Annotated in this window: 15 protein-coding genes; 7 read left to right on the forward strand and 8 right to left on the reverse strand. The window is 55.8% G+C overall.

Annotated elements, in window-relative coordinates; all coding sequences use genetic code 11:
• Positions 1-1,001 precede the first annotated feature (1,001 nt).
• Genes ACR3FB_RS21180 through ACR3FB_RS21200 form a run of 5 tightly spaced genes read left to right on the forward strand, consistent with a single transcriptional unit; the run spans position 1,002 to position 7,766 of the window.
• Positions 1,002-2,006, forward strand: a complete 1,005-nt coding sequence (locus ACR3FB_RS21180) for an NAD-dependent epimerase/dehydratase family protein (protein ID WP_480565149.1) — start codon at positions 1,002-1,004, stop codon at positions 2,004-2,006.
• Positions 2,003-3,244 carry a glycosyltransferase gene (locus ACR3FB_RS21185; RefSeq protein ID WP_480565152.1) on the forward strand — a complete coding sequence of 414 codons (1,242 nt, stop codon included), beginning with the start codon at positions 2,003-2,005 and terminating at the stop codon, positions 3,242-3,244. The genes ACR3FB_RS21180 and ACR3FB_RS21185 overlap by 4 nt, the downstream gene beginning before the upstream one ends.
• Positions 3,234-4,217, forward strand: coding sequence for a glycosyltransferase family 2 protein (locus tag ACR3FB_RS21190; RefSeq protein ID WP_480565155.1), 984 nt, complete (start codon positions 3,234-3,236; stop codon positions 4,215-4,217). The genes ACR3FB_RS21185 and ACR3FB_RS21190 overlap by 11 nt, the downstream gene beginning before the upstream one ends.
• A 21-nt stretch (positions 4,218-4,238) precedes the next feature.
• The gene (locus tag ACR3FB_RS21195; RefSeq protein WP_480565158.1) at positions 4,239-6,347 is read left to right on the forward strand and encodes an NAD-dependent epimerase/dehydratase family protein; all 2,109 of its coding nucleotides are present in this window, start codon (positions 4,239-4,241) and stop codon (positions 6,345-6,347) included.
• A gap of 18 nt (positions 6,348-6,365) precedes the next feature.
• Complete coding sequence (locus ACR3FB_RS21200) at positions 6,366-7,766, forward strand: oligosaccharide flippase family protein (protein WP_480565161.1); 1,401 nt, start codon at positions 6,366-6,368, stop codon at positions 7,764-7,766.
• A 7-nt stretch (positions 7,767-7,773) separates the two neighbouring features.
• On the opposite strand, the gene ACR3FB_RS21205 is transcribed toward ACR3FB_RS21200, so the two are convergent.
• Genes ACR3FB_RS21205 through ACR3FB_RS21225 form a run of 5 tightly spaced genes read right to left on the reverse strand, consistent with a single transcriptional unit; the run spans position 7,774 to position 13,338 of the window.
• A complete protein-coding gene (locus ACR3FB_RS21205; protein WP_480565164.1) occupies positions 7,774-8,964 on the reverse strand; it encodes a glycosyltransferase family 4 protein in 1,191 nt (396 codons plus the stop codon).
• Positions 8,965-9,011: 47 nt separating this feature from the next.
• A complete protein-coding gene (locus ACR3FB_RS21210) occupies positions 9,012-9,785 on the reverse strand; it encodes an SDR family oxidoreductase (protein WP_480565167.1) in 774 nt (257 codons plus the stop codon).
• Positions 9,782-11,377: a GMC oxidoreductase gene (locus tag ACR3FB_RS21215; RefSeq protein ID WP_480565170.1), complete on the reverse strand. Its 1,596-nt coding sequence runs from the start codon at positions 11,375-11,377 to the stop codon at positions 9,782-9,784. Before ACR3FB_RS21215 ends, ACR3FB_RS21210 begins: the two co-directional genes overlap by 4 nt.
• Positions 11,374-12,198 (reverse strand): glycosyltransferase family 2 protein, encoded by an 825-nt coding sequence (locus tag ACR3FB_RS21220; RefSeq protein WP_480565173.1) that lies wholly within the window; start codon positions 12,196-12,198, stop codon positions 11,374-11,376. Before ACR3FB_RS21220 ends, ACR3FB_RS21215 begins: the two co-directional genes overlap by 4 nt.
• A gap of 3 nt (positions 12,199-12,201) precedes the next feature.
• The gene (locus ACR3FB_RS21225) at positions 12,202-13,338 is read right to left on the reverse strand and encodes a Gfo/Idh/MocA family protein (protein WP_480565176.1); all 1,137 of its coding nucleotides are present in this window, start codon (positions 13,336-13,338) and stop codon (positions 12,202-12,204) included.
• A gap of 393 nt (positions 13,339-13,731) precedes the next feature.
• Between ACR3FB_RS21225 and ACR3FB_RS21230 the strand changes: the two genes are divergently transcribed.
• Positions 13,732-14,571, forward strand: a complete 840-nt coding sequence (locus ACR3FB_RS21230) for a 2OG-Fe(II) oxygenase (RefSeq protein ID WP_170380734.1) — start codon at positions 13,732-13,734, stop codon at positions 14,569-14,571.
• Between the two features lie 61 nt (positions 14,572-14,632).
• A complete protein-coding gene (locus tag ACR3FB_RS21235; RefSeq protein ID WP_480565179.1) occupies positions 14,633-15,151 on the forward strand; it encodes a serine O-acetyltransferase in 519 nt (172 codons plus the stop codon).
• Here ACR3FB_RS21235 and ACR3FB_RS21240 read toward each other — a convergent pair.
• The 3 genes from ACR3FB_RS21240 to ACR3FB_RS21250 all read right to left on the reverse strand — a co-directional run bounded on the left by ACR3FB_RS21240 (position 15,148) and on the right by ACR3FB_RS21250 (position 22,422).
• Entirely contained in the window at positions 15,148-16,641 is a 1,494-nt protein-coding gene (locus tag ACR3FB_RS21240) for an O-antigen ligase family protein (protein WP_425084692.1), read from the reverse strand. The two genes, ACR3FB_RS21235 and ACR3FB_RS21240, sit on opposite strands and share 4 nt — an antisense overlap.
• Positions 16,642-16,761: 120 nt before the next feature.
• Positions 16,762-17,694 (reverse strand): hypothetical protein, encoded by a 933-nt coding sequence (locus tag ACR3FB_RS21245; protein WP_425084691.1) that lies wholly within the window; start codon positions 17,692-17,694, stop codon positions 16,762-16,764.
• Positions 17,695-17,775: 81 nt separating this feature from the next.
• Positions 17,776-22,422, reverse strand: a complete 4,647-nt coding sequence (locus ACR3FB_RS21250; protein ID WP_480565184.1) for a MupA/Atu3671 family FMN-dependent luciferase-like monooxygenase — start codon at positions 22,420-22,422, stop codon at positions 17,776-17,778.

The following is a 22,422-nucleotide window of genomic DNA, read 5'->3' on the forward strand; positions in this document are numbered from 1 at the left end:
GCGGTGAGTTTCTGCGGATTGTGTATAGGACGAATGTTTCTAACGACACTCTATCCAAGCAAATTGATTCCCGATATATCGTTTTGGCAGAGACATAAGCCACGCTCGCATCTGAAAAGAGGCTTGGCTGCCCATCTGTACCGCTGAGAAAGGTGACCACCAAGCTGGCCAGAGTGTGGGCAGAAACCGGTTTACCAGAATACTTCGCAAGGTTTGATCTATTCGCGACGGACGTACCGTCGTCGTTTCCTTGCTGCTGGAGTTGCTGTGCCCACCCTAGTGACGCCGTAAATCCTCTCAACTGTTCTGATTCAAAGAAAATCCTATTGGGGAGAGCCGAGTTTGACGTCGTTCGGGTTTTGCTCAGTAAGGTGAAGCATCTAATTGCAAGCCTCGGAATCCGTATTTGGATCAGCGAGATTTCTGGACACACGTTGACGTGCGCCCTCGGGCGGACAGTCTTGTTCTGCGTCATCGCGCAACTCAGAATAAACGCGGATTGCGGCACAGTTCTCAAACAACTGTAGCGCGGATTGATGGTAGCGATCAGGCCAATTTTTCGAAGTCTCACGCCATTAGACTTTCAGCGTGGCATAGGGCAATCAACGCGGCATCCTGATAAGGCGCCTCAGCATCGCCTCTTCCACTACGGACACCTAGGCGAAACAACTCCAATCAAGTACCGCTGCGGCAGCATGGGATTAGTCTGGATCAACGTTTCAACTCGGTCCGCGCTCAATGTCTCTATGTAAAAGAGTCGCTTGCGACTGCAAGAGCACAACTTTTTGGCATTGAAGCGCATTTTTCAGAGGCGAGGGAAAATCTGGTCGCGGCCATTCGAATAAATGAAGATTCACTCTATAAAACCCTCGAAATAGACAAATTCCCCGTTTAGGCAGAGGGTCGAGTTGTTTTGATTTTGTCAGGTTGATTGGTGACGTGGATATTGGAATTGAATTGAAGCAAAGACGCCACAAAGGCATACGCTTGGTGATAGCGCCATGAAAAATCTAAAGATTTGTATAACTGGTGCAGGGGGCTTTATTGGTTGTAAAACCGTCGAGTCGGCTCGCGCAGCGGGATATGAAGTGATCGCAATAATCCGAAATAGAGTATCTGCACCACAATCCTGGGTTAGTGATCATGGCATTGAGGTCCTCGAGGTGGATCTTGCCGGACCAGACGCGGCTGAGGTTTTGGCGAAACAGTTTTCGGGTTGCGTCGCGATTATTCACGCGGCGGCGATAATGAGTGGGCCGGCTGATCGCCAGGTCGTGGAAACCAAGGCCATTACAGGATCGGTGCTCTCTGCTATGGCGGCATGCACACCTGCGCCGCGTCTGGTATTGGTCAGTTCGCTGTCAGTCTATGATGGTAAGCAGTTGCCTCCGGGGGCTGTGCTGAACGAAGAAAGCCCGCTTGAATCCGCGCCACAGTCGCGTGATGCTTATTGCTGGCTGAAATTGCAGCAGGAACAGCAGGCACTAGCTGCTGCCAAAGCAGCAGGATTTGACTTGTGGATCTTACGCCCCGGGGCGGTGTTTGGACCGGGGCATCTTTGGAACGGGCATCTTGGGTATCCGGTTGGACCTGTGCTGCTGGAAATGGAGCGCCGTGGGGAGGTTCCGGTTAGTTACGTCAGTCATACTGCGCAAGTTTTGGTGCAAGCCGCAGCAACCCCTGCCGACGGTGTCGAGGTGATTAATGTGATCGATGATGACCGACCTGATCGAGCCGGATATGTTGCTGCGCTGCGCAAAGGAGGATGGCCGCGCTTCGTGGTTCCGGTCAGTTGGCGTCTGTTGGACGCCATTGGCAGAGTTTTGGAGAAGGTGCCCGTCGTTGGTACAAAATTGCCCGGGCTACTGCGCTCAGCCACATTGCATGCGCGCATGAAGCCGCTGCGGTTTGAGACGACCCGCCTGCATGAGCACTTTGATATCGCAAAACAAAAACCGTTTGCTGAGCTGATGACAAAATCGCTGCCCGAAGGGTCGAAGCAATGAGCACGTCTCAACCCATCGCCTATTTGACTGGAGAGTATCCGCGTGCCACCGACACGTTCATTCAGCGAGAGATTTTTGCGTTGCGGGATCAAGGGATCGAGGTTGAAACCTGCTCGATCCGCAAAACGGGCGTCGAGCATCATGTAGGCCTTGAACAACAAGCAGAGTTCGAGAAAACGTTTTACGTCATTGCTGCTGCGAAATCACCGCTGCGCCTGATCGGGTGCCATCTAAAGGCGCTTGTTAAGGCCCCGGGACGGTATTTTGCTTCACTAGGTTTGGCCCTTAGGACGCGTCCCGCCGGTTTGAAAGGTCTTTTGTATCAGCTCTTCTATTTTGCCGAAGCCGCTGTGCTGGCGGACCATCTGGCTCGCCGGAACGTGCGTCACCTTCACAACCACATCGCTACGGCGACTTGTACGGTGGCCATGCTGACCAGCCGCATCAGTGGCATACCGTTCAGCTTCACAATCCATGGGCCGGACGTTTTTTTCGAGCCAAAACACTGGCGGATCGACGCAAAAATCGGAGAGGCTAAGTTTGTTGCCTGCATTAGCGATTTCTGCCGCAGTCAGTGCATGGTTTTTTCAGATCCGCAGCATTGGGATAAGTTGAAAATTGTTCACTGCGGCATAACCCCTGAGAAATACTTAAGCCAAGGCGCGTCTGAACGCTCGCGACCGCATCTTCTCTTTATTGGCCGGTTGGCGGGCGTAAAAGGCGTCCCGGTTCTTCTGGAAGCGCTGTCGCGTTTGGCGCCGGACGTCCCAGGCCTGAGCGTGACGTTGATCGGTGATGGGCCAGAACGTGGCGATCTTGAGGCGCGGACACATGCGCTCGGGCTCAGTTCGGTTGTGAAGTTTGCGGGATACCTTTCGCAAAGCAAGGTGGCCGATAGGCTGTCTGAAGCCGACTTGCTGGTTCTGCCCAGTTTCGCCGAAGGTGTTCCGGTGACGCTGATGGAGGCGATGGCCAGCGGTCTGCCTGTGCTTGCCACCCGCGTTGGCGGCATCTCGGAACTGGTCGAGGATGGGGTCAGCGGTTACCTTGTGCCGCCTGGTAATGCCGATGCTCTTACTTCACGGCTTCGTGACCTTTTGAGCGATGCTGATTTGCGTACTCGAATGGGACAGGAAGGCCGGGCCAAGGTAACTGCAGAGTTCAATCAGAAGACCGAAGCCAGCCGATTGGCAAAGCTTATCAACACGACAGATCAGGAGCTTCCAGATGAACGGTGAAAAACCTTCAATTGGTCTGGTACTGATTGGTCGGAATGAGGGCGAACGGCTAGTTCGCTGTCTAGCGTCGGTGCCTGAAGGTGTAGCCGCCGTCGTCTATGTGGATTCGAATTCTTCGGATGACAGCGTGTACCAGGCGACCAAAGCCGGCGCACAAGTGGTCGAGCTTGACCTGTCCCGCCCATTCACCGCGGCACGGGCCCGCAACGCGGGCTATGCGGCATTGAAGGAGCTGGGCAAGCCGCTGGGTTTTGTTCAGTTCATCGACGGAGACTGCGCAATTGTAACCGGGTGGGTCCAGGCGGCGTCCGATGCTTTAGCCGCCAACCCTGACTTAGGGATTGTCACCGGTTGGCGGGCGGAAATCCATCCTGACGCGAGCGTCTACAATGCGCTGTGTGATTTCGAATGGCACCGCCCTGCGGGTTCGATTCTGACCTGCGGCGGCGACATGATGGTGCGGGTTCAGGCTTTTGACAGCGTGGGAGGATTTGATGATACAGTTATTGCGGCCGAGGATGACGAATTCTGTTTGCGCATTCGCAAGGCCGGCTGGAAAATCGAGCGCCTGCCGCTGAATATGACCCGCCATGACGCCGAGATGACCCGGTTTTCGCAATGGTGGAAGCGCGCGGTGCGCACCGGGCACGGGTTCGCGCAGGTCGGCGATCTGCATCGTGAGTATTTCACGCGCGAACGCAAGCGCGTCTGGTTCTTTGGTGCGTTCCTTCCAATCGTTGCCTTGCTCGGGCTTGCCCTCTCCCTCTGGATCACGCTAGCGGTGTTGGTCGTCTATATCCTTTCGTACCTGCGAACCTCAAAGGGGCTCATGCGCGACGGGCTAACGCGCCAGTCCGCGTTGCGTCAGTCCGTTCTACTTACCTTGTCCAAACTGCCCAATGTTATTGGAATGCTGACCTATATGTGGCGCCGAAAACGGGCGGCGCCCATGAAAATAATCGAGTATAAATAGTTATTTATGTTGAAAAAGAATATGTCCCTGAACCAAATTCGTGTCGGCTTGATCGGGGCCGGATATATCGCAACCTGGCACGCAAATGCATTGCGGGCCTGCAAAGGTATTACCCTCACAGCGATCTGTGATGTCTCACCTAGTGCGGCATCAGATTTCGCAGGCACCTATGGTTTGCAGTCGTTCACTTCGATTGAGGAGATGGCCGCTGCCGATGTTTGTGACGCGGTCCATATCCTGACCCCACCGCATATCCACGCTGATTTGGCGCAGCGCTGCCTTGAGCTGGGGTTTCACGTTATGGTCGAAAAACCCTTTGCGTTGTCACAAGCCGATTGCCAGGTGGTTGCGTCGGCAGCCGAGGAGGCCGCGCGTGTGGCCGCCGTCTGTCATAACTTCCTGGGCGTGCCTTCGTATGAGAGGTTAAAACAAACCTGTCGATCGGGCGCGCTGGGCCGCATCAACAGTGCCGAGTTCAACTGGCGTTTTCCCTTAGCGCCTTTGCGATCCGGCCCTTATGGCCTTTGGATGCTGCAAGAAACACGAAATTTGTTGTTCGAACTAGGCCCGCACCTCTATGCTTTTGCGGTTGATCTATTTGGTGAGCTTCAGGATCTTCGGTTGCAGGTCGGAAAGCCAGTGGCTTTGCAAGGCGGTCAGGTGCGGCCGCAAAGCCTGCAAATCCAAGCGCGGGCCGGGCATGTCGATCTGACGATCAATCTGGAATTGGTCGAGACTATGGACGACCGGTCGGTTGTGGTGCATGGGTCTTCGGCGATGGCGCGGCTTGACTATGCTAGCGACACATTAACCATCCGGCGCGAGAACACATCGGACATTGTCATCAATCCATTTCGTCAGCAAATGGGTCTAGCAGGTCAGCATCTGCGCGAAGGCATAGTCAATGGTGCCAAGCAACTGAGTTCGCTGAACCGAAAATCCCCATACGCGCTGAGCTTTATTGGAGCGTTCGATCGGTTCTACGAAGCGATCCGGTCCAAAACACCGGTGGATGCCCGGTTTTCGGCCGAGGCCGCCGGTGCCGTCATCGGGGCTATCGAGAAAACTGCGGCATTGATCCCTGATGAATATACCGCTTTCCCAGACCCGGTTGTTCCAACAGTTCCTTTGAAACCCACTGTCATGGTGATAGGCGGCACCGGTTTCATCGGACGGCATCTGACACGTGCGTTGGTAAGAACCGGCCGTCAGGTGCGGGTGCTCAGCCGGGGTCGCCACGGACCTTTTGAAGACATTGCGGATCAGGTTGAAACCGTTGCGGTTTCTTTGCGCGACAAAGATGGCTTGGTCGCCGCGATGGATGGGATCGAAGTTGTCTACAACCTTGCCAAGTCGCTGGATAGCACATGGGAGGGCTGTCTGGAAAACGATGTCGGTGTGGCCGTTCGTGTGGCCGAAGCGGCGCAGAAGGCCGGTGTCAAAAGGCTGATTTATACCGGGACCATTGCGTCCTATGACATGTCCGATCCGGCAAAAACAATCACCGAACAGACCAGCTTTGGTGACGATATGAGCGACCGTAACCTCTATGCCCGGTCAAAAGCTGAGTGCGAAAAGCGGCTTTTGGAGATGCACAGAACGCAAGGGTTGCCGCTGGTGATCGCGCGCCCCGGAATTGTGATCGGCAAAGGCGGGCCGCTGCAACATTGGGGTATTGGGCGCTGGCACGGGGCCGGTGCTGTGCGGATCTGGGGTGATGGGCACAACATCCTACCTTTCGTGCTGATCGACGACATCTCAGACGCGTTGATCGCGATGATCGACAAGGACGAGGCCGTGGGTCAGTCGTTCAACCTTATCGGCGAGCCAATGATGAGCGCGCGAGACTATTTTGACGCGATCCATCAGGCCTTGGGCGCGCGGATCGAGGTCAAGAAAGGGGCGTTCTGGACCTTTTATCTGTCAGGCAGCGTCAAATACCTTCTCAAACGATATGTGGTGGGTCTGCGCGATCTGAAAAATCAGTCTTACAGTGACTGGAAATCGCGGGGACATCTGTCACCTTTCAGCAATGAGCACACCAAAGAGGTGCTGGGCTGGGCTCCCGAGTCGGACCACGATGCCTTTGTCCGCAAAGGCATCACTGATGCCAACCTGTTCGGGTTCTAGCGTGCTGCGGGTTTCGGAATGAAGTTCATTAGCCAGCGCATATCCGGGCTGTTGCACGACCGCGAAAGTCTGAGGCACAAGATTCTGGCCTCAGCAGCGCTGTCAACGATTGTGTTCGCTATGCAGGTGCTGGCGCGGATCATTTCGACCGTTATTCTGACGCGCATATTGACGCCTGAGATTTTTGGGGTCTTCGCGGTAGTGATGACCTTTATCTTTGTGCTTGAGATGTTTTCCGATCTTGGGGTTAGGTCGCTTATCCTGACTCGCGAAGGCGAGTTGGATGATGGGTTCCTGCGTTCATGCTGGACTGCACAAATATTGCGTGGGGTTCTAATCCTTCTGGTGTGCGTCCTTCTGGGTTTTTGCGTCGCGTGGGGCCAAGATGCACAGTTGTTTGACATCCAATCCAGCTATGGCGACCCGACGCTGCCATACGCGATAGCCGCGATTGGCGGGTTTTCGATTATCAACGGGTTCGCTTCGCCCGCCAAGTTTGTCTATGAGCGCGAGATGAAATTCCGCGAGGTCAGCATTGCGATGCTGATTACTGTGGTTTGCACAACCGTCCTGACCATTGCCTTTGCCTTTTGGCTAAAAAACATTTGGGCCTTGGTGCTTGGCAACTTCGCGAATGCCCTGATCACGGTTTCGCTCAGCTACATAATGTTCAAAGGGCCGGCGATGCGGATGCGCTGGAACAGGAAAGACTTTCGCGTGATCATAGACCGCGGCAAGTGGATTATCGGCCATTCCGCCCTGACAGCAGTGATGACTATGGCGGATCGTTTTGTTCTTGGCTTTGCCATGTCCGCCAGTTCTTTCGGATTTTACTACATCGCCCGTCAGATCGTGGATATGGTTCAGACCTTTTTGAATTCTATTCACGCCCAGATGGGGCTGCAGGTTTTCACCGCCTTACAGAAGGACAATGCGGCTGAGGCGTTGCGTCGTCGGTATTACCGTTATCGCATTCTTTTTGACGGTCTGGCGATGTTCGGTGCCGGTGCGTTAATGACGTTTGCGCCGACACTTGTGCGTATTCTCTACGATGACCGATACGCTGATGTGGCCGGTATGATCCAGATCCTCGCCATTGGATTAATTTTGATCGGACCGGGCCTGTTGCGCGAGGCATATAGCGCGCAGCGCCGGTTCCGGGAAATGACGATGCTGAGCCTTGTCAGCGCCGCGACCGTTTGGATCGGTCTGTCGGTTGCGATTTGGGGCTTTAACTCAATCACCGCAGCGCTGTTCGTGGTTGCCTTGCACCGCATCCCCGAGATCATCCTGTTACTCATCAAGGGGGGACGCGAAAACTGGGTGTCACTCCTGCACGAGGTCAGGTTGATCCCATTGGTTCCAGCGGGCGCGTTGGTGGGTTGGGGTATGGCCTGGGCTGTGCAGGCTTTGACCTGAACGCGGGTTACGCTTTGTTCAAAACTTGTTGGACAAGGGCCTCGACGTCTTTTGCGATTGTTTCAGGCTGGAACCGGTCCACAACTTCGGTTCGGCCCTTTGCGCCTAGCCGAACGGCTAGATCCGGGTCTGCGATCAGGCGAAAACAGGCTTTTGCCATAGCCTCGGGATCACCGGAAGGCACCAACAGACCAGATATCTCGTCCTCAACGATCTCGGGAACGCCGCCGACCGCCGTCGCCACCGTTGGTGCACCGCAGGACAATGCCTCAAGTGCGGCATAGGGGAAGTTCTCATACCGAGACGCAATGAGCGTGATGCCGTGATGCATCCGCAGGGTGTCGATCGCGTCCCGGTCCAACTGCCCTCGATAGTCGATACGGTTTCGAATGGCCTCAGGATAGGCCAACAAGGCCTGATCCATGTGCTGCAGCACCTGCCCGGACAGGGGGACACCGGGGTCTGATCCAACGAAGGTCAGCCGAACGTTTGGGTCCTGTTCGGCGATCTGTAGAAATGCCTCTAGCACTGTATCCCCGCCCTTGATCGAGTCATAGCGGCCGATGAATAGGATATTGCGGATCGTCTCGCGGATAGCCTTTTCTGGGATTGGGGCGGCCATTGGCATTGGGTTGGGGACAATTGCGGTGGGACAGGCAGGCTCACCATAGCGCGCGATCATCTGGTCCAGCACGGCTTGGGAGGGCGAGGTAATTCCTCTACAGGTTCGAAACGTCTCAGCCTCACGTTTGACCCGGGTTCCTATGACGTATCCGTCTGGTTTTTCCGGCAGGAAGTCAGTGTATAGCTCAATGGGCCCATGCAGAGTAACGATCACAGGGATCGGCACATGTTTTTGTACCATGCCAGCGATGCCGTTGGTTTCTTCCATGATTAAGGCTTCGATTCTGCGTGTCTTGATGGCCTGGTTCACGGCCTGCGCGATCTGCTCGGCCCGAATGGGGATCGAGGCGGTATTGCGGCCAAATCGGCCAATCAGTTTTTCGGACCATGTCCACGCGCGCGGCTCGGGCAGATTGACCACATCCGGGTCATCATGGACCGCACCCGCGTGGGGGATTACCGTGATCTGATGGCCGTGATGTTTCAGGCCATCAGCAATATGCGCAACGGCGGTGGCGATGCCATTTGCAGCAACGCTGGCAGGCCAAGAGGGCGTGACTAGTCCGATGCGCATTCTAATCCCTTTCCAACGGTCCGCGAATGCAGCCGTTCAACTAGAGGTCATGACAAGCGCAAGGGGACGCGCTTTTTGCCTGTGACCTTGTTCAAAATTTTTCGTTTCAATGAAATCGGTTCGAGGAATTCGATATCCCGGTCAAACAGTCGTCCGGTGAGCATGGGATCGTGCCACAGGGCGAGTCTAACACCCCATTTGGCCGCGTCTGCCGGTTCGATCCCGTCGGGAATGCCCATTCGCGTTTTAAGTGCTCCGGGAATCCAGTCGTTTATGACGATATCGGGGAAGCGATCCGAAAGATCGGCCACGAGAGACTTGGTCAAAGTCTGTGCTGCCCCTTTGGTCACAGAATAAGCCGCCGCTGTTGGGGCAGGTGCGATATGTGCAAAGGTGCTGAGGTTGACGATACGCCCGTATCCGCGGTCGACCATCCCAGGCAGGACTGCATGGCAGCAGTAGAATACACCGCCGAGATTAATGTTCACCGATTGCATAAAGCTTTCTGGTGTTTCGTCCAGAAGGTCCCGGCGAGGATAAACGGCGGCGTTGTTGATCAGGATTGTGGGAATCCCCGCAGCGGCCTCAATGTCCTTGAACGCATACGCAACGGCTTCTGGGTCCGCGACATCTGCGGTGACCGGCATGAACGCTTCGCCCAATTCGGCCGCAAGATCGGACAGGGGGTCAGGGTTGCGCCCGATCCCAGCAACGCGGACGCCTTCGGCAACAAGCCTTCGGCTCAGCTCGCGGCCCAGCCCCGCGCCTGCGCCAGTGACAACGGCAATTCCTTCGCGAATTCGGTCGCTTGTATCTGTCATGTAGCCTCCGTTTTGTGTTTTGCCTGCTCGGCCCGGTCCGCGATGATGTCCGCCACCCGCAAGGCATTCGCGGCGATTGTCAGGCTGGGATTCACCCCCATGGAAGTCGGCATGAACGACCCGTCCGCTACATACAGGTTTTGCAGGTCATGGGCCTTGCAATCGGGGTCTAGCACCGATGTTGCCGGATCATTTCCAAAGCGTAACGTGCCAAGCGGATGACCAACATTGACGATGGGCTTGATCGACAGAAACATCATCCGCCACCAGCCAACCGCCCGACGGAGGGCGCGGCGTAGACCGACCTGTCGCGTAAACACATCCCGCGCGACCTTGTATTCGAAAGTGAAAACCTCGGGGTCTTTGGCGTTCAGTATCACGCGATTTTCGCGAACCGGAAAGTCCTCCATCTGGGCAACAAAGACATCCGCATTTCCGAACAGTTTTTCCGCCAGCAAGGCGGGGAAGTTCAAAAGACGGCGCAATTTCTTGTATTTGGCAAAGCGGGAGCGTTCATATTGCATCAGCAAAAACCGCAGGATAGTGCCGTAATTTGCTTCATAGCCCATAGATTGAACCAGACCGTTACGCTCGCCATTCACTACATAAAAATCTCGGGTGGACACAGCCCGGCTGTTGCCGATGGGTTTTGCGCCGCGCCGGGGCCAGACCGCAAAGAAGTTATCGATGTGAAACATCAGGCCGCGTCCGACCCAATCACTTGAATTGGCGCATCCCGCCGCATCGCGTCCGGTCGAGCGCAACAAGAGCGTGGGCGAGCCAAAGGAACCGGCGGCCAGAACATAAGTGCGAGCCCTCAGCATATAGCTTTCACCTTCATGACGAACGCGTACGCTGGTGATCTGACCGGGTTGATCTTCACAAAACTCCTCGACATCGCATTCCGTGATCAAGGCCGCGTGGCCGCTGGCAAGAGCGGGTTCGACTCCGGCCGAACGGCCGTCCATCTTGCAGGCGCGCGGGCATTTACCCGCAAGACAATTGGTGCACCCCTCAAGGGCCTTCCGGGCAATGTGCGAATAATAGGGGTGCATCCCACGCTCGCGAAAATCTTCGATCATCGCCTGTTCTTCGGTGGTGAATTCGGGTGCTGGATGCAGTTTGACCGACGGGACAGACGACAAGGGATCAACGCCACCGCGCACATAAAGGATGTCTTCCGCCTGATCGAAATAAGGTAGAAAGGTCTGGAACCCGACAGGCCATCCACCGGTGGGGTGGTCCAAGCCGGGCATTGCGTCCAGATCGTGTGGTTCCGGTCGCTCGAGCGCCGCAGCGTAAAAGACAGAAGACCCACCAACTCCACTACCCAGCGGAGCGAAATAGTGTGAGACTTTCGAACCGTCATGCGCCTCTACCGGTTTGGGCCAGTAACCGCGCAGCCGCCGGGCCAGTGGATCGCCACCATCAGAATAGGATTGGCGTTCATTGCGATAGCCGGCCACGCCCTTTTCCAGAAACAGAACCGACAGGCCGCGCTCGGTCAGGCGACGCCCTGCCAGCCCGCCGCCCATGCCAGCGCCGATGATGATTACATCCCAAGCTTGCGAAAGGGCTTGTTTTGGTTTCATCGGCCCCGGCTCCATTCGCCACTGTTCCGACGGCGCACCGCAAGGCTGACTGCAACATAGACCCCGAAGCCGACCGGGTCCGTCAGGGCGAGACGCGTCAGATAGCCCGTTGTCAACCGGTCCTTGCCCTCACGGTCCAAAATGCCGGGATAAAGCCTAGCAAGTTCGGACACACCCGCATCCTGTCGCCTTCGCACACGCACCAGCGCGGTAAATCCTTCAACCAGGGGCCAGTAATAAGGCGCCTCAGCTGGCAAGCGTTCTTTCGGTGTGAACTGCAATCGCACAAAGGTGTCGTCGGAGATTATCTGAGGAAACTGGTCCCAACGCTTGCGGCCCGCAGCGTTGACTGCAAACAGACCGGCCCCTGGCACGCCTTTTGTCATGAACGGAAGGCGGGTCCAAATACGCCCATAAGCGCGGGTTATCCAGCTTTTGGCTCGTGTCACGGTCAGCGCTCCGCTGGAATAGGCGGGATCGGGACGATTGAGCACTTTCGCCAATTCGTCCAGAAGCTGCGGAGACATGACGACATCAGCATCAAGATAGACCTTGATGTCCCCGGTCGCGACTTCATCTGCTCTATTCAGCGCCCCCGGCTTTCCACCGATTTCCGAGTCCAGTACAGTTAGATGCCAGCCCCGGTCAGCGAAACGTTGGCTATAGCTGATGGCGATTTCGGCCGTTGCGTCGGAGCAGGCGTTTGCCGATACGATCACTTCAGCTGCCTGTTCAGTCACTTGTGCCAAAACGGCCTCAAGACAGTTACTGATGTAGGCCTCCTCGTTATTGGCAGGAATAATGACCGAGATATCGTACATAGTTTAGCTTGCCAGACTTTCGGCCCAGGGCATCGGGGCCACTGGATCGAAGCGGGTTTTCATTGTGACCGACCCGGCGTACTCTCCCGCGTTTTGTAGGGCCAGAGTAACCTCATTCATATGCAGCGATAGATCGGAGGAAAGCCGGCAGGGGCGATTTTCGAGGATGGCATCAAACAGTTCAACAACACCCAAGGCGAAATTCATCGTTGCGGCTCCCTTGCGACCCAATTTGGCATGAGTTGGGCCCTTGAGCTTGAGCCGCCGCGCCACCGGCGCATTTACTAGCCGCCGACGCAAATTGAACCGTTTCCTTAAGCGGACAGGGGCGGAGTTGTTCCAGCATTCGTCCATCTCGATCACGCCCTTGTCGCCTATGATCCTGAGTTCGTGGTTGTGCACGGCCAAGATCGAGCATGTCAGTCGCGCGACCACTCCACTCTCGAAAAACAACGTTCCCACGGAAAAGTCCGGTGCCGCATTTGTCGTGACATCCGAAACATCAGCCAACCCGGCCGAGGCCGCCACAACGGTTCTGACAGGCCCGAACATCGGTAGCAGCCAGGCAAGGTAGTAACCGGCATGTTCCAACGTGCATCCGGTCTCAAATTCGTCCTTCGCGGGCCAGGGAGCTCCACTTTCGGACATCCACTTCCCGTAGGGAGCCTGCGAAATGAAATCGTCATCCATCTCGGCATAAATCAAGCGGACGGGTCCAAGCAAATCAGCGCGCAGCCCGGCCCAGATTGTTTGCGGAGCTTCCCCCAAAAAACTGCAGGGTGCCGATGCCAGGCGCAAATTTAGGATTTCTGCCAATTCGGTCAGTGCATGCGCCTGCTCCATTTGCATCGCCAGTGGTTTTTCAGAATAGACGTGAAAACCGGCCTTCAGCGCTGCGGATGAAACCTCGTAATGCGAGGACGGGTTGGTCAGGTTCAGCAACACATCACCCTGTTCGCCTTGCTCCATCAAAGCAGACAGGCTGTCCATCGCCGGCAAAGACCAATGCGCACAAAATGCTGCTAGACGACTGGGGTCACGGTCAAAACATCCTGCGATTTCGATTTCTGGGTAGAGCCTGAGTGAGCGCAGATACAAATCCGCGACGTAACCAGTACCAACAATGAACAAACTGGGCATAAACAGGAATAACTCTTAGTCGACGGACAAGAACTCACAAACGATTAACCCAGTAATATTGGCAGAAATAGGGTTGCACCACTGTAAATTAGGTAACAGATCGCAATTGGGTCCAAGATGGTTAGCTATCTCCATGTTCCTTAGCACGGAATCAGGGATTTCAGCGGTCTAGAGTGGTGCATTCAATTGTCGCGCAATGCGAAACTTTTGGTCGGATACTGGGTCATTGATCCAAATCATGTATTTGTCAGCATCGGATGGATATGTCACATTGCGGAATAGGGGGGCTTCCCCTCATATTTCTGGTAGAAGACTTCGATCCCTACCTTGCTCTGTAACAGCAGCGGCTGGCCGGTAATTAGAGTTTCGTTATTGTTAAAATAGGAAAAGAAGATGGCGATCTATCAAATTGATCCCGAACGTTTGAGTATCAGCACTGAAAGTGCCCGCGCGGCTGCTGCGCCCTTTGCAGAAGAATATCAAAGCGGTCAGCCCTATAATCATATTTGCATCGACAATTTTCTGCCTGAAGAGGTTTTGCGCAAAGTTCAGAAGGATTTGATGTCGCTTGAGGAAAACGAAGACAGTGACACATTTCAGCGCGCGCAGGAGAACCTGAAAACCCAGTACAATCCCGAACGTTTACCGACCTATTCGCGTGAGTTGTTTCATGCCTTCAACTCGCGCCCCTTCATCCAGTTTCTCGAGGGAATGACCGGGATCAAGGGTCTGATCCCAGATCCATATTACATTGGCGCAGGTATCCACCGCGTTAGCAACGGGGGCCATCTGGATATTCACGCAGATTTCAATCTGCACAAGCAAATGTCAGTCGAACGTCGGCTGAACGTGTTGATCTATCTCAACGATGACTGGCGCGAAGAATGGGGTGGTTCCTTCGAGATCTGGAGCAATGATATGAGCACGAAGATCAAGAGCTTCGTGCCCACGTTCAACCGCATGTGCTGCTTTTCAACCGGGTCCAACACATTCCACGGCAATCCTGAAAAAGTGAACCATCCCAAAGGTGAACCCCGTCAGTCGATCGCACTTTATTATTACACGGCGACCTGGGATCCTAGCCGCAAGGCACACTCGACGATCTTCAAACCCCGCCCGGGAACCGAGGATCAGTTCGATCGTCAATCGCGCCGGCAGGAAATATTGGAAAACTGGTTGCCGCCAGTAGTGTACCGCCGGGTCTATCCGCGTCTTGCGCGACTAGGCTTCTGAACAGCGACATGCGCGCCTCGTTTCACCGGACAGTTGCGCATCAGTTCAAAAGGTTAGGCTCATGCAAGGCAACCTCCAGGTAGAGACAACGGATCAGCCGCAAGTCGTCTCGGCCACGGTGCCGGACTGGTCGCGTGAAGAGGTTCGACAGTTCTGGGACCCAGGCTATAAACTGTTGCGCGCGATACGGCGGTATCAGGCCGCCAAAGCGCGTGGCGGGATTCTTGGCTCGCTTTTCAGCAAATATTGGACAGTGGTTCACAGATTTTGGTCGGTGATCACACAGTCCGAAATCCACCTGAACACCCATATCGAAGGTGGGCTGCGCTTGCCGCACCCGACCGGTATTATTATCCACCCAACTGCCCGCATTGGGCCAAACTGTATGATTTTTCATCAAGTTACGCTTGTTTCAACCGTTGAGCTTGGCGGACATGTGGATCTGGGGGCAGGCGCGAAAATCATCGGTCCACTTAAAATCGGCGATGATGTAACGGTGGGGGCGAACAGTGTTGTGACCCGGGATGTCGCGTCAGGTTCAACAGTTGCTGGTGTTCCGGCAAAGGTGCTGAATCGTTAACTCTGCGAAGTTCGTGGATGTCTTTTCCTGCGATGAAACTCAGGATATTCGGCTGTGCTGTTTTTTTGCTCACCACGGGGCTTGCGCACATGTTTAGGGTGTTGACCGGTGGCCAATTCTGGGCGGGTCTCCGTGGGTTGGGTATTTTTTTCCTGAACGGTTTCGGTAATTTTTGCCATTAAAAGTCCGGCCATAAGCCAGGTGAGGTTGTTGTTAGTGGCGTTGGGGATCAGTTCTAGCAAGTTGATGCTCAGCATGATTGCGACGCCATGCGTCACAAACTCATCCGCTGAACCAGTGCACTCCTTTCGTTGCGCCCATAACCTAAGCAGGGGAAAGGTCAATAGCCCGAAAATACAGATGTAACCGAACCACCCTAGAACACCGATGATGAGGATCCAGTAGCCATCAGGAACTGTCAGAATTCGCCCGGTTTCGGGGTCATAGTTCCGGTTCCGGTTCCAATAACCCCAGCCTGTCAGAGGTTTTTCCAAGGCGCGTTCTAGCAGTTGTTCTTCGTTCTCAAACCTGAAGCCCAAGGATTGCGCCCGCTCGGCTTGGATCATGCTCGCATAGCTGAGCAAACGTTCCACCGGTATTGCATCTGCGGCGCGCAGGACTGGGTATGTCAGCACGAATACCGCGCATACCATCATGACCCATCGCTGCACCTTGGGTCGCGCGAACAGGACGATCGGAGCAAATAGAACAGCGAACAAAACCGCTCCTACGGTTTTGCACAGTACTAGGATAAGAGACAGATAGGCCAGAATTGCGAACTTATTGCCACTATCCTTGCGGGATGATCCGCGCAAAAGAGCAGCCGTAGCCAGCATTGACATAAGTATCAGAAAGGCGACGCCCAAACCGTGACCAATAAACACAACGGGCCTGAACCCGCCAAACCTGACTTGTTGCGCGAAAAGCTGTGGGAAAAAGCCGTAGAACCAGTTGTTGAACTGTGGACTCATTCGGATTTCGACTAAAATCGGAATCGAATAGATCAGGCCCGTCATCATATAGAGTGCAAGGAACTCTCGTTTGTTATCCGGCGTCGATAATAAATTGAATCCCAAGACAAACGGGATCAGGGTTATCACGTGTTTAAGGGATTCTGAGATTGCATCTCGGACCGTCAATCCGGGGAAGTACAAGGTGCCCGCGAAGATTGGTTCCAGATTGCTCGCAAAAGTTACAAAGGGACTTAAGATGTAGCCAATCATTAAGACCGAAACGATAGGCGAGCCCGGAAAAAACCTAATTTTTTGGTTGAACATCGTCAGGCAAAGCAATAGCGCGAAAATGCTTGGAACGGTTTTTTTGTCCAGCGTTGGGACAAGTGGTAGGTCGAAATATGTCGCCGTTGGCAAAATCGTGTGAGCCGCCAAAATCGAGATACAAAACGCCCGCGCAGGCGGCAGCTTTTTAAACAGCACGACCATGACAATCGGCCAGAGAGCAAGCATCAAATAAGCGAACGTGTTAGGCATCGATCCGGCCGTGGGGTTTACAGGGTTCAGCCAGTCATATCATGGCGCCGATATCTTTGTCCTCACGATTACGAAGCGCAATCGAGCTTTTGTGGCGCGAATGTTGCGCAACAAATGGACTCAGGACAGACCCAGCCCTGAAGGGCGGTAGTTTTTCACGACATCCCAAACTGTTTCCTGCATCAGCAGCGCAGACTCGGGTCCCGGGTCCGCTGCGAAACTGCCATCCGACTTAGTCAACGTATGGCGTAGTCCCAGGGGAGAGGTCTGGTACAGTACCGCGTAGTGGGTCAGAGCTACGAGATAGGTGCCATAGTCATTCAAGTGGATTTCATCAGTGAACAGATCGCCTCTGCCTGCAATCGGTCCAACGCCACCACGGCGTTCTATCTCGCGGACAAAACGGGCCATGACCTGCCCAGCCGGGATGATGTAGACCGGGCTGGGAGTGTCTTCGAAAGACAGGGCACGACGCAGAATGCCTTGTTCCCAATAGCGATCCAGGTCCGTGTCGATCCGGTTTAGCCAGCCTTCCGGATCGTCCAGCTGATGCCAGGTCTCATACAAAAAGATCCGCATCTCGGGGTTTGCGCGCCGCCCAAGCTGAATCCACTTGTGCAGGTACTTTGCGCTTTCGAAATACTTGATGGCCGCGCGAATTTCGACCATCTCGGTCAGAACCAGCGTATTGTATCTGCCGGATGACAATGCCTCTTTTGCGCCTTTGAACTCGTGCGGGATATTGTGAAGTTCGAAACCATTGATAGTCTCGTTCGGGTCCCAATGCGCCCTAAGCGGGGTTCCCCAGCCAATTTGACTGCTGTAATCGTGCGCGTCACCCGCCAGTTGTTTCAACATCTCGGGCATGTCCGGCCCGACCAGACTGTGCCCCAGATGGAACACTATTTGCGGTATTTCAGGTGCCGGTCCTGACTGATCATAAAAGCCTTTGAACGTTGCGTCGTCGATTGGCTGCGTGCCCCTCAGCCGCAGCAAACCAGCGATGGCCGCCACTGCCACCAGCACACTCCCGGGAACAAAGCGTTTCAGCACGATTCATCTCTGATGCTATGTGTCGCTATCACGGTCGCGACCCTATGCTTTTCTGCGCCATATAGCGATCTTAGTTGAGGGTCACGCCGAGCGTCTGCGCGCCCGCATCTCGCGCCGCCGCGCCATGGCGTCGCTGCGGGTACTGGCTTTTTCCGAGGCATGCGGTGCAGGTTCTGCTTCTGGTTTGGTTCCGCCAGTTTTCTTGTCCACTGTTTCGGCTAAAGCTGCGAGGGTTGGAAACCGGAATATGTCTGTGATGCTCAGGCCAGGGACATTTAATTCCTTGCGTATGTCGCGATGGGCTTGCACGGCCAGAAGTGAGTGACCGCCCAATTCAAAGAAATTGTCCCGCCCGCTGATCTCGGCAACTCCCAGAATACGGGACCAAATCGCCGCAATCTTTTGTGACGCCGACCCGCCTGTGCTGCCCGAGTCGCTGACGGTAGCCTCGGATTTGGCTGTGACCGGAGGCGCAACGCGGGGCTTCTGCACTGACGGGGCAGGCAGGGCCTTGCGGTCGACCTTGCGGTTCGGTGTCAGCGGGAAGCTCTCCAGAGTCACGAAATGTGTCGGTACCATGTAGTCCGGCAGTTGTCCGGACAGGGCTTGACGCAGTGCTTTATCATCCACCGGCTGGTCGACGGTCATATACGCCGCCAGTTGAACCAGTCCGGGCGTGTCCTCGCGCGCGATGACAACGGATTGGCGCACGCCGGCTTGCGCGTCGATCAGGCTTTCGATCTCGCCCAACTCGATCCGGTAACCGCGCAGTTTGATCTGGTGATCGGCCCGGCCCAGGAAATCGAGCTTGCCATCCGTCTGCCAGCGTACCAAATCTCCGGTGCGATAGAGCCGTGCGCCCGGCCTATCTGAGAACGGGTCAGGCACGAACCGCTCGGCAGTTAGGTCTTCGCGTTGCCAGTAACCGCGGGTGACGCCAGCGCCGCCGATATAGAGCTCTCCGGCCACGCTGATGGGAACGGGGTTTCTGTGTTCGTCCAGTACGTAGACCTGCGTGTTGGCGATGGGTGTGCCGACATTGATCACGCCTTCGGCAGACACGGCGGTTTCGGTCGTTGACCAGATCGTTGTTTCCGTCGGCCCGTACATGTTTTCGATATGCGCAGGCGACAGCTTGTTGATCTGTTTGACCAGCGAACCGGGCAGGGCCTCACCGCCGATCATCACGTGTTTGACCTTGGACAAGGCGAACCGCGCCTCGTCGCTCATCAGGATCATCTGGGCCATGCTGGGGGTACATTGCAGATGGCTGACATTGTGGCGAATGATCTGGGCGGCAATGGAATAGTCGTCCTCGGCCAGTTCTGTATCCTGATTGGAGAAGCGCAGAACCTCGGCCAGAGGCTTCAGACCCTCCATCACCTGATCAACCGAAATACCGTAGTCGATCAGGCAAGCGATCTCATCGACGCCGATGCGTTTCAGTTCTTCGACGCGGGTCAGGCAATCCTCGACGGTGCCGAACAGGCCGGAATCCTCGAAATAGCGCAGGAAGGCGAAATCGAGGATGCCTTCGAGTTCCTCATCAGACAGACTGCCAAGATCAAGTTGGAACGGGTTCGAGACACCTTTGGGTTTCTTGAAGGCCGGGAAGGCCCAGGCATATTGCTTGATCAGCCCGGCCGCCGAGCGCAAGTAGTCCTTCATCGGCTCGCGCGCGACCTCGCGCACTTCTTCACGGTCCTGCCCAACATAGGTGTGCAGCATCAGGGTGACTGTGTGATCATTGGGGTCATGGCCCGCTTCGCGTAGGGCTGCGTGGTAAATGCCGATCTTGTCGGCGACTTCATTGACGCTCTGGCCCAGAAGGTGGGTCAGGACATTTGCCCCGATGGCCCCGGCCTCGCGCCACGTGTCCGGGTTGCCAGCAGTGGTCACCCAGACGGGCAGTTTCTTGGAGACCGGGCGCGGCTGCGTAACCACGCCGTGCATATCCCCGGACTTGGTGGGGAATTCCACTGTCTCGCCAGCCCAGAGCTGACGCAGAGTGCTGATCGCCTCTAACATCGCGGGTTTGTTTTCCGGCGGCGTGTTCTCGGGCCGCAGGACAAAATCATCGGGCTGCCAGCCAGAGGCGATAGCAAGCCCTGCGCGCCCGTTGGTCAGGTTGTCGATCACCGCCCATTCTTCAGCAATGCGCGCGGTATGGTGCAGCGGCGCGACGCAGCTGCCCGCGCGGACACCGATATTCTCGGTCACGGCGGCAACTGCTGCGCCCGTAACGGACGGATTGGGGTAGGGGCCACCGAAGGCATGGAAATGACGCTCGGGTGTCCAGACGGCGCAGAAGCCGTTCTGATCTCCGAACTTCGCGCCCTCAAGCAGCAGTTTGTACTTGTCGCGCCCGACACCATCGTCGTTGCCCCAGTAGAACAGGCTGAACTCCATCCCTTTGCCGGTGATGGATTTTCCGGCACTCGCATCCCCTGCGACCAACGCGCGGTTTTCGTCGTCGCTGAGGACAATCTTGAAGCCGCGCGCCAGCGTCCAGAACAGCTCTAGCACAGAGATGTCGAAGGACAGGCTGGTAACCGCTAGCCAGACCCCGGCCGGATCATGACTGATGCGATCATCCATGCCGGTGAAGAAGTTCGACACGTTGCGATGTTCAACCATGACCCCCTTGGGGCGTCCGGTCGAGCCGGAGGTGTAGATCATGTAGGCGAGGTTCTCCGAACGCACGCCGCTGTCGACATTGTCTGTCGCAGCTGTTCCCAGCCGTGGGTCCGTGTCAAGCAGCAAGGCTTGCGCGCCGTGATCAGGCAGGCTTGCGGCCAGCGCGGATTCCGTCAGCACCACCTTCGCGCCGCTATCCTCAAGATACAGCGCCGTCCGGTCCGCAGGATAGGCCGGATCCATAGGCACATAAGCTCCGCCCGCCTTCAGGATCCCCAGAGCCCCGATCAGCAACAGCGGAGATCGTTTGACATGCAGACCAACCAGCGTATCGGGGCCCACACCCATCTCATGCAACACATGCGCAACCTGATTGGCGAGAGCGTTCAGTTCGGCGTAGGAGAAGCTAAGGTTCTCAAAGACCAGCGCCGGGGCATCTGGCGTGCGTGCGACCTGGGCTTCGAACTGCTGGTGAACGCAGCTGACCTCATCATAGGCGACGGATGTCTTGTTCCAGTCCTGCAGGACTTGTGCGCGTTCCGTATCGGGGAGAATGGGAAGTTCAGCGATCGGTAGATCCGCGTTGGCTTGATCTGTCAGCGACACAAACAGGCTCTCGACCCGAGCAGCAAACAAGCGGAGTGAAGCTTCAGAGACATGTCCGCTGTCGGCAAAAAGCGTCGCCTCTCGACCAAAAGTGGCCAGCGTCAGGCTGGTGCCTGTAACAAGACCTTCCGAAACGTCATCAGACAAACCAATCACAGGCGTTTGCAAGGCCGCCGCACCTGGCAGACGCGCCGGCAGATCATAGGCGAACGGACCAATCGCCTGGGCCTGTGCAATGGTTTGTTCAAACTCCTTATGCGCCGCTGAGAATGTCTGATCCGCAGAAAAGCGGACCGGAACCCAGTCGTTGAGATACGGGGACGACACGTTGTTCAGGCGGAAGGCCAGATCAAGGGTGAATGCGTCCCCAAGGCGCGCCATCAAGGCGGCAAACGCAGCCTTGGCCGTCGCATCAGCAAGCCCATCTGGCACGTGCAGTGTTTGTGAACGAGGCGCGCCAGATGGCATAGCCGAATTTATCAGCGGAATGTCACTCTCTTGCAGCGCTTCAAGACGTGTGCGCCATTGTGGTTCCGATTTCAGCGTGTCAGCAATTGACTGACTGATCGCTGTCGCCTGTTCTCCGGTCAACGGGGGCAAAGCGCTGCCGCCGTTCAAAACGCCATCAGTCGCCACAGACGCGCCCATACCATTTCGCAGATCGCTGATCTCAATAGCGCCGTCACTCGTTGCAACGGTCAAACTATCGGCGTTGCTCGACAGAATGGTGCCCGGCTCGGCATCGGATGGCTGATCACTCACCTTGGCCGCGCCGACCAGCCAAAGTTGGTCATCCCGCTGAATCTTGGGGCGGCACAAGGGGTTCCAATAGTCACCGTGATCCAAGGCGCGCACCAAAGCGGCCACTTCATGCGCCGGTTTTGTAAAATCCAGCCGAGCGGCTGCCTCGGGGCGGTCGTTTTTTGCAAAATAGCTGCGCTGCGACAGGTCTTGCGGGGTCGTGGGCTGATCCGTTTCAAGCGCCCCGATGACATCGCTAAAGCTATCGATGGCTGCGCCGTAGCATTTGGTGTTCAGGGTCAGGGCAGTTTCGTTGTCACTGATGTCAAATAGGTTTTGAGCAACGATTCCGCCTTCGTCCACACCGCCGGAGATCATGTGCCAGGTGATCCCGTGTTGTGTTTCCCCGTTGAGAATGGCCCATACCGGCGCGTTTAACCCTGCATAGCGCGGGAGGGGGCCATCGTGGAAATTGACGGCCCCTTTGTGCGCGTTGTCCAGCAGCGATTGTGGTAGCAATTCGAGATTTGCGATGCTGAGCAGCCAATCAAACGATACGCCTTCCAGCCGATCCGACATATCGGGACCGGGTGCAAATAGAGGTAGGTCGTGAGACTTGGCCCAGGCCTCCACATCCGGATTGCGTGTAGCCAGACCCTGAATTTCGTGCCCCGCCTCTAGCAGTAATTCCCCGCACTGAATGACAAGGGATTCATGGCCAACAAGAAAAGTGCTGAAAGGCAT

The organism is Ruegeria sp. AO1, assembly GCF_056535985.1.

Bases quoted from the DNA above. Each gene is read 5' to 3' on its own strand.
- ACR3FB_RS21180 (WP_480565149.1), top strand. From the start codon at position 1,002: ATGAAAAATCTAAAGATTTGTATAACTGGTGCAGGGGGCTTTATTGGT.
- ACR3FB_RS21185 (WP_480565152.1), top strand. From the start codon at position 2,003: ATGAGCACGTCTCAACCCATCGCCTATTTGACTGGAGAGTATCCGCGT.
- ACR3FB_RS21190 (WP_480565155.1), top strand. From the start codon at position 3,234: ATGAACGGTGAAAAACCTTCAATTGGTCTGGTACTGATTGGTCGGAAT.
- ACR3FB_RS21195 (WP_480565158.1), top strand. From the start codon at position 4,239: ATGTCCCTGAACCAAATTCGTGTCGGCTTGATCGGGGCCGGATATATC.
- ACR3FB_RS21200 (WP_480565161.1), top strand. From the start codon at position 6,366: ATGAAGTTCATTAGCCAGCGCATATCCGGGCTGTTGCACGACCGCGAA.
- ACR3FB_RS21205 (WP_480565164.1), bottom strand. From the start codon at position 8,964: ATGCGCATCGGACTAGTCACGCCCTCTTGGCCTGCCAGCGTTGCTGCA.
- ACR3FB_RS21210 (WP_480565167.1), bottom strand. From the start codon at position 9,785: ATGACAGATACAAGCGACCGAATTCGCGAAGGAATTGCCGTTGTCACT.
- ACR3FB_RS21215 (WP_480565170.1), bottom strand. From the start codon at position 11,377: ATGAAACCAAAACAAGCCCTTTCGCAAGCTTGGGATGTAATCATCATC.
- ACR3FB_RS21220 (WP_480565173.1), bottom strand. From the start codon at position 12,198: ATGTACGATATCTCGGTCATTATTCCTGCCAATAACGAGGAGGCCTAC.
- ACR3FB_RS21225 (WP_480565176.1), bottom strand. From the start codon at position 13,338: ATGCCCAGTTTGTTCATTGTTGGTACTGGTTACGTCGCGGATTTGTAT.
- ACR3FB_RS21230 (WP_170380734.1), top strand. From the start codon at position 13,732: ATGGCGATCTATCAAATTGATCCCGAACGTTTGAGTATCAGCACTGAA.
- ACR3FB_RS21235 (WP_480565179.1), top strand. From the start codon at position 14,633: ATGCAAGGCAACCTCCAGGTAGAGACAACGGATCAGCCGCAAGTCGTC.
- ACR3FB_RS21240 (WP_425084692.1), bottom strand. From the start codon at position 16,641: ATGCCTAACACGTTCGCTTATTTGATGCTTGCTCTCTGGCCGATTGTC.
- ACR3FB_RS21250 (WP_480565184.1), bottom strand. From the start codon at position 22,422: ATGCCTTTCAGCACTTTTCTTGTTGGCCATGAATCCCTTGTCATTCAG.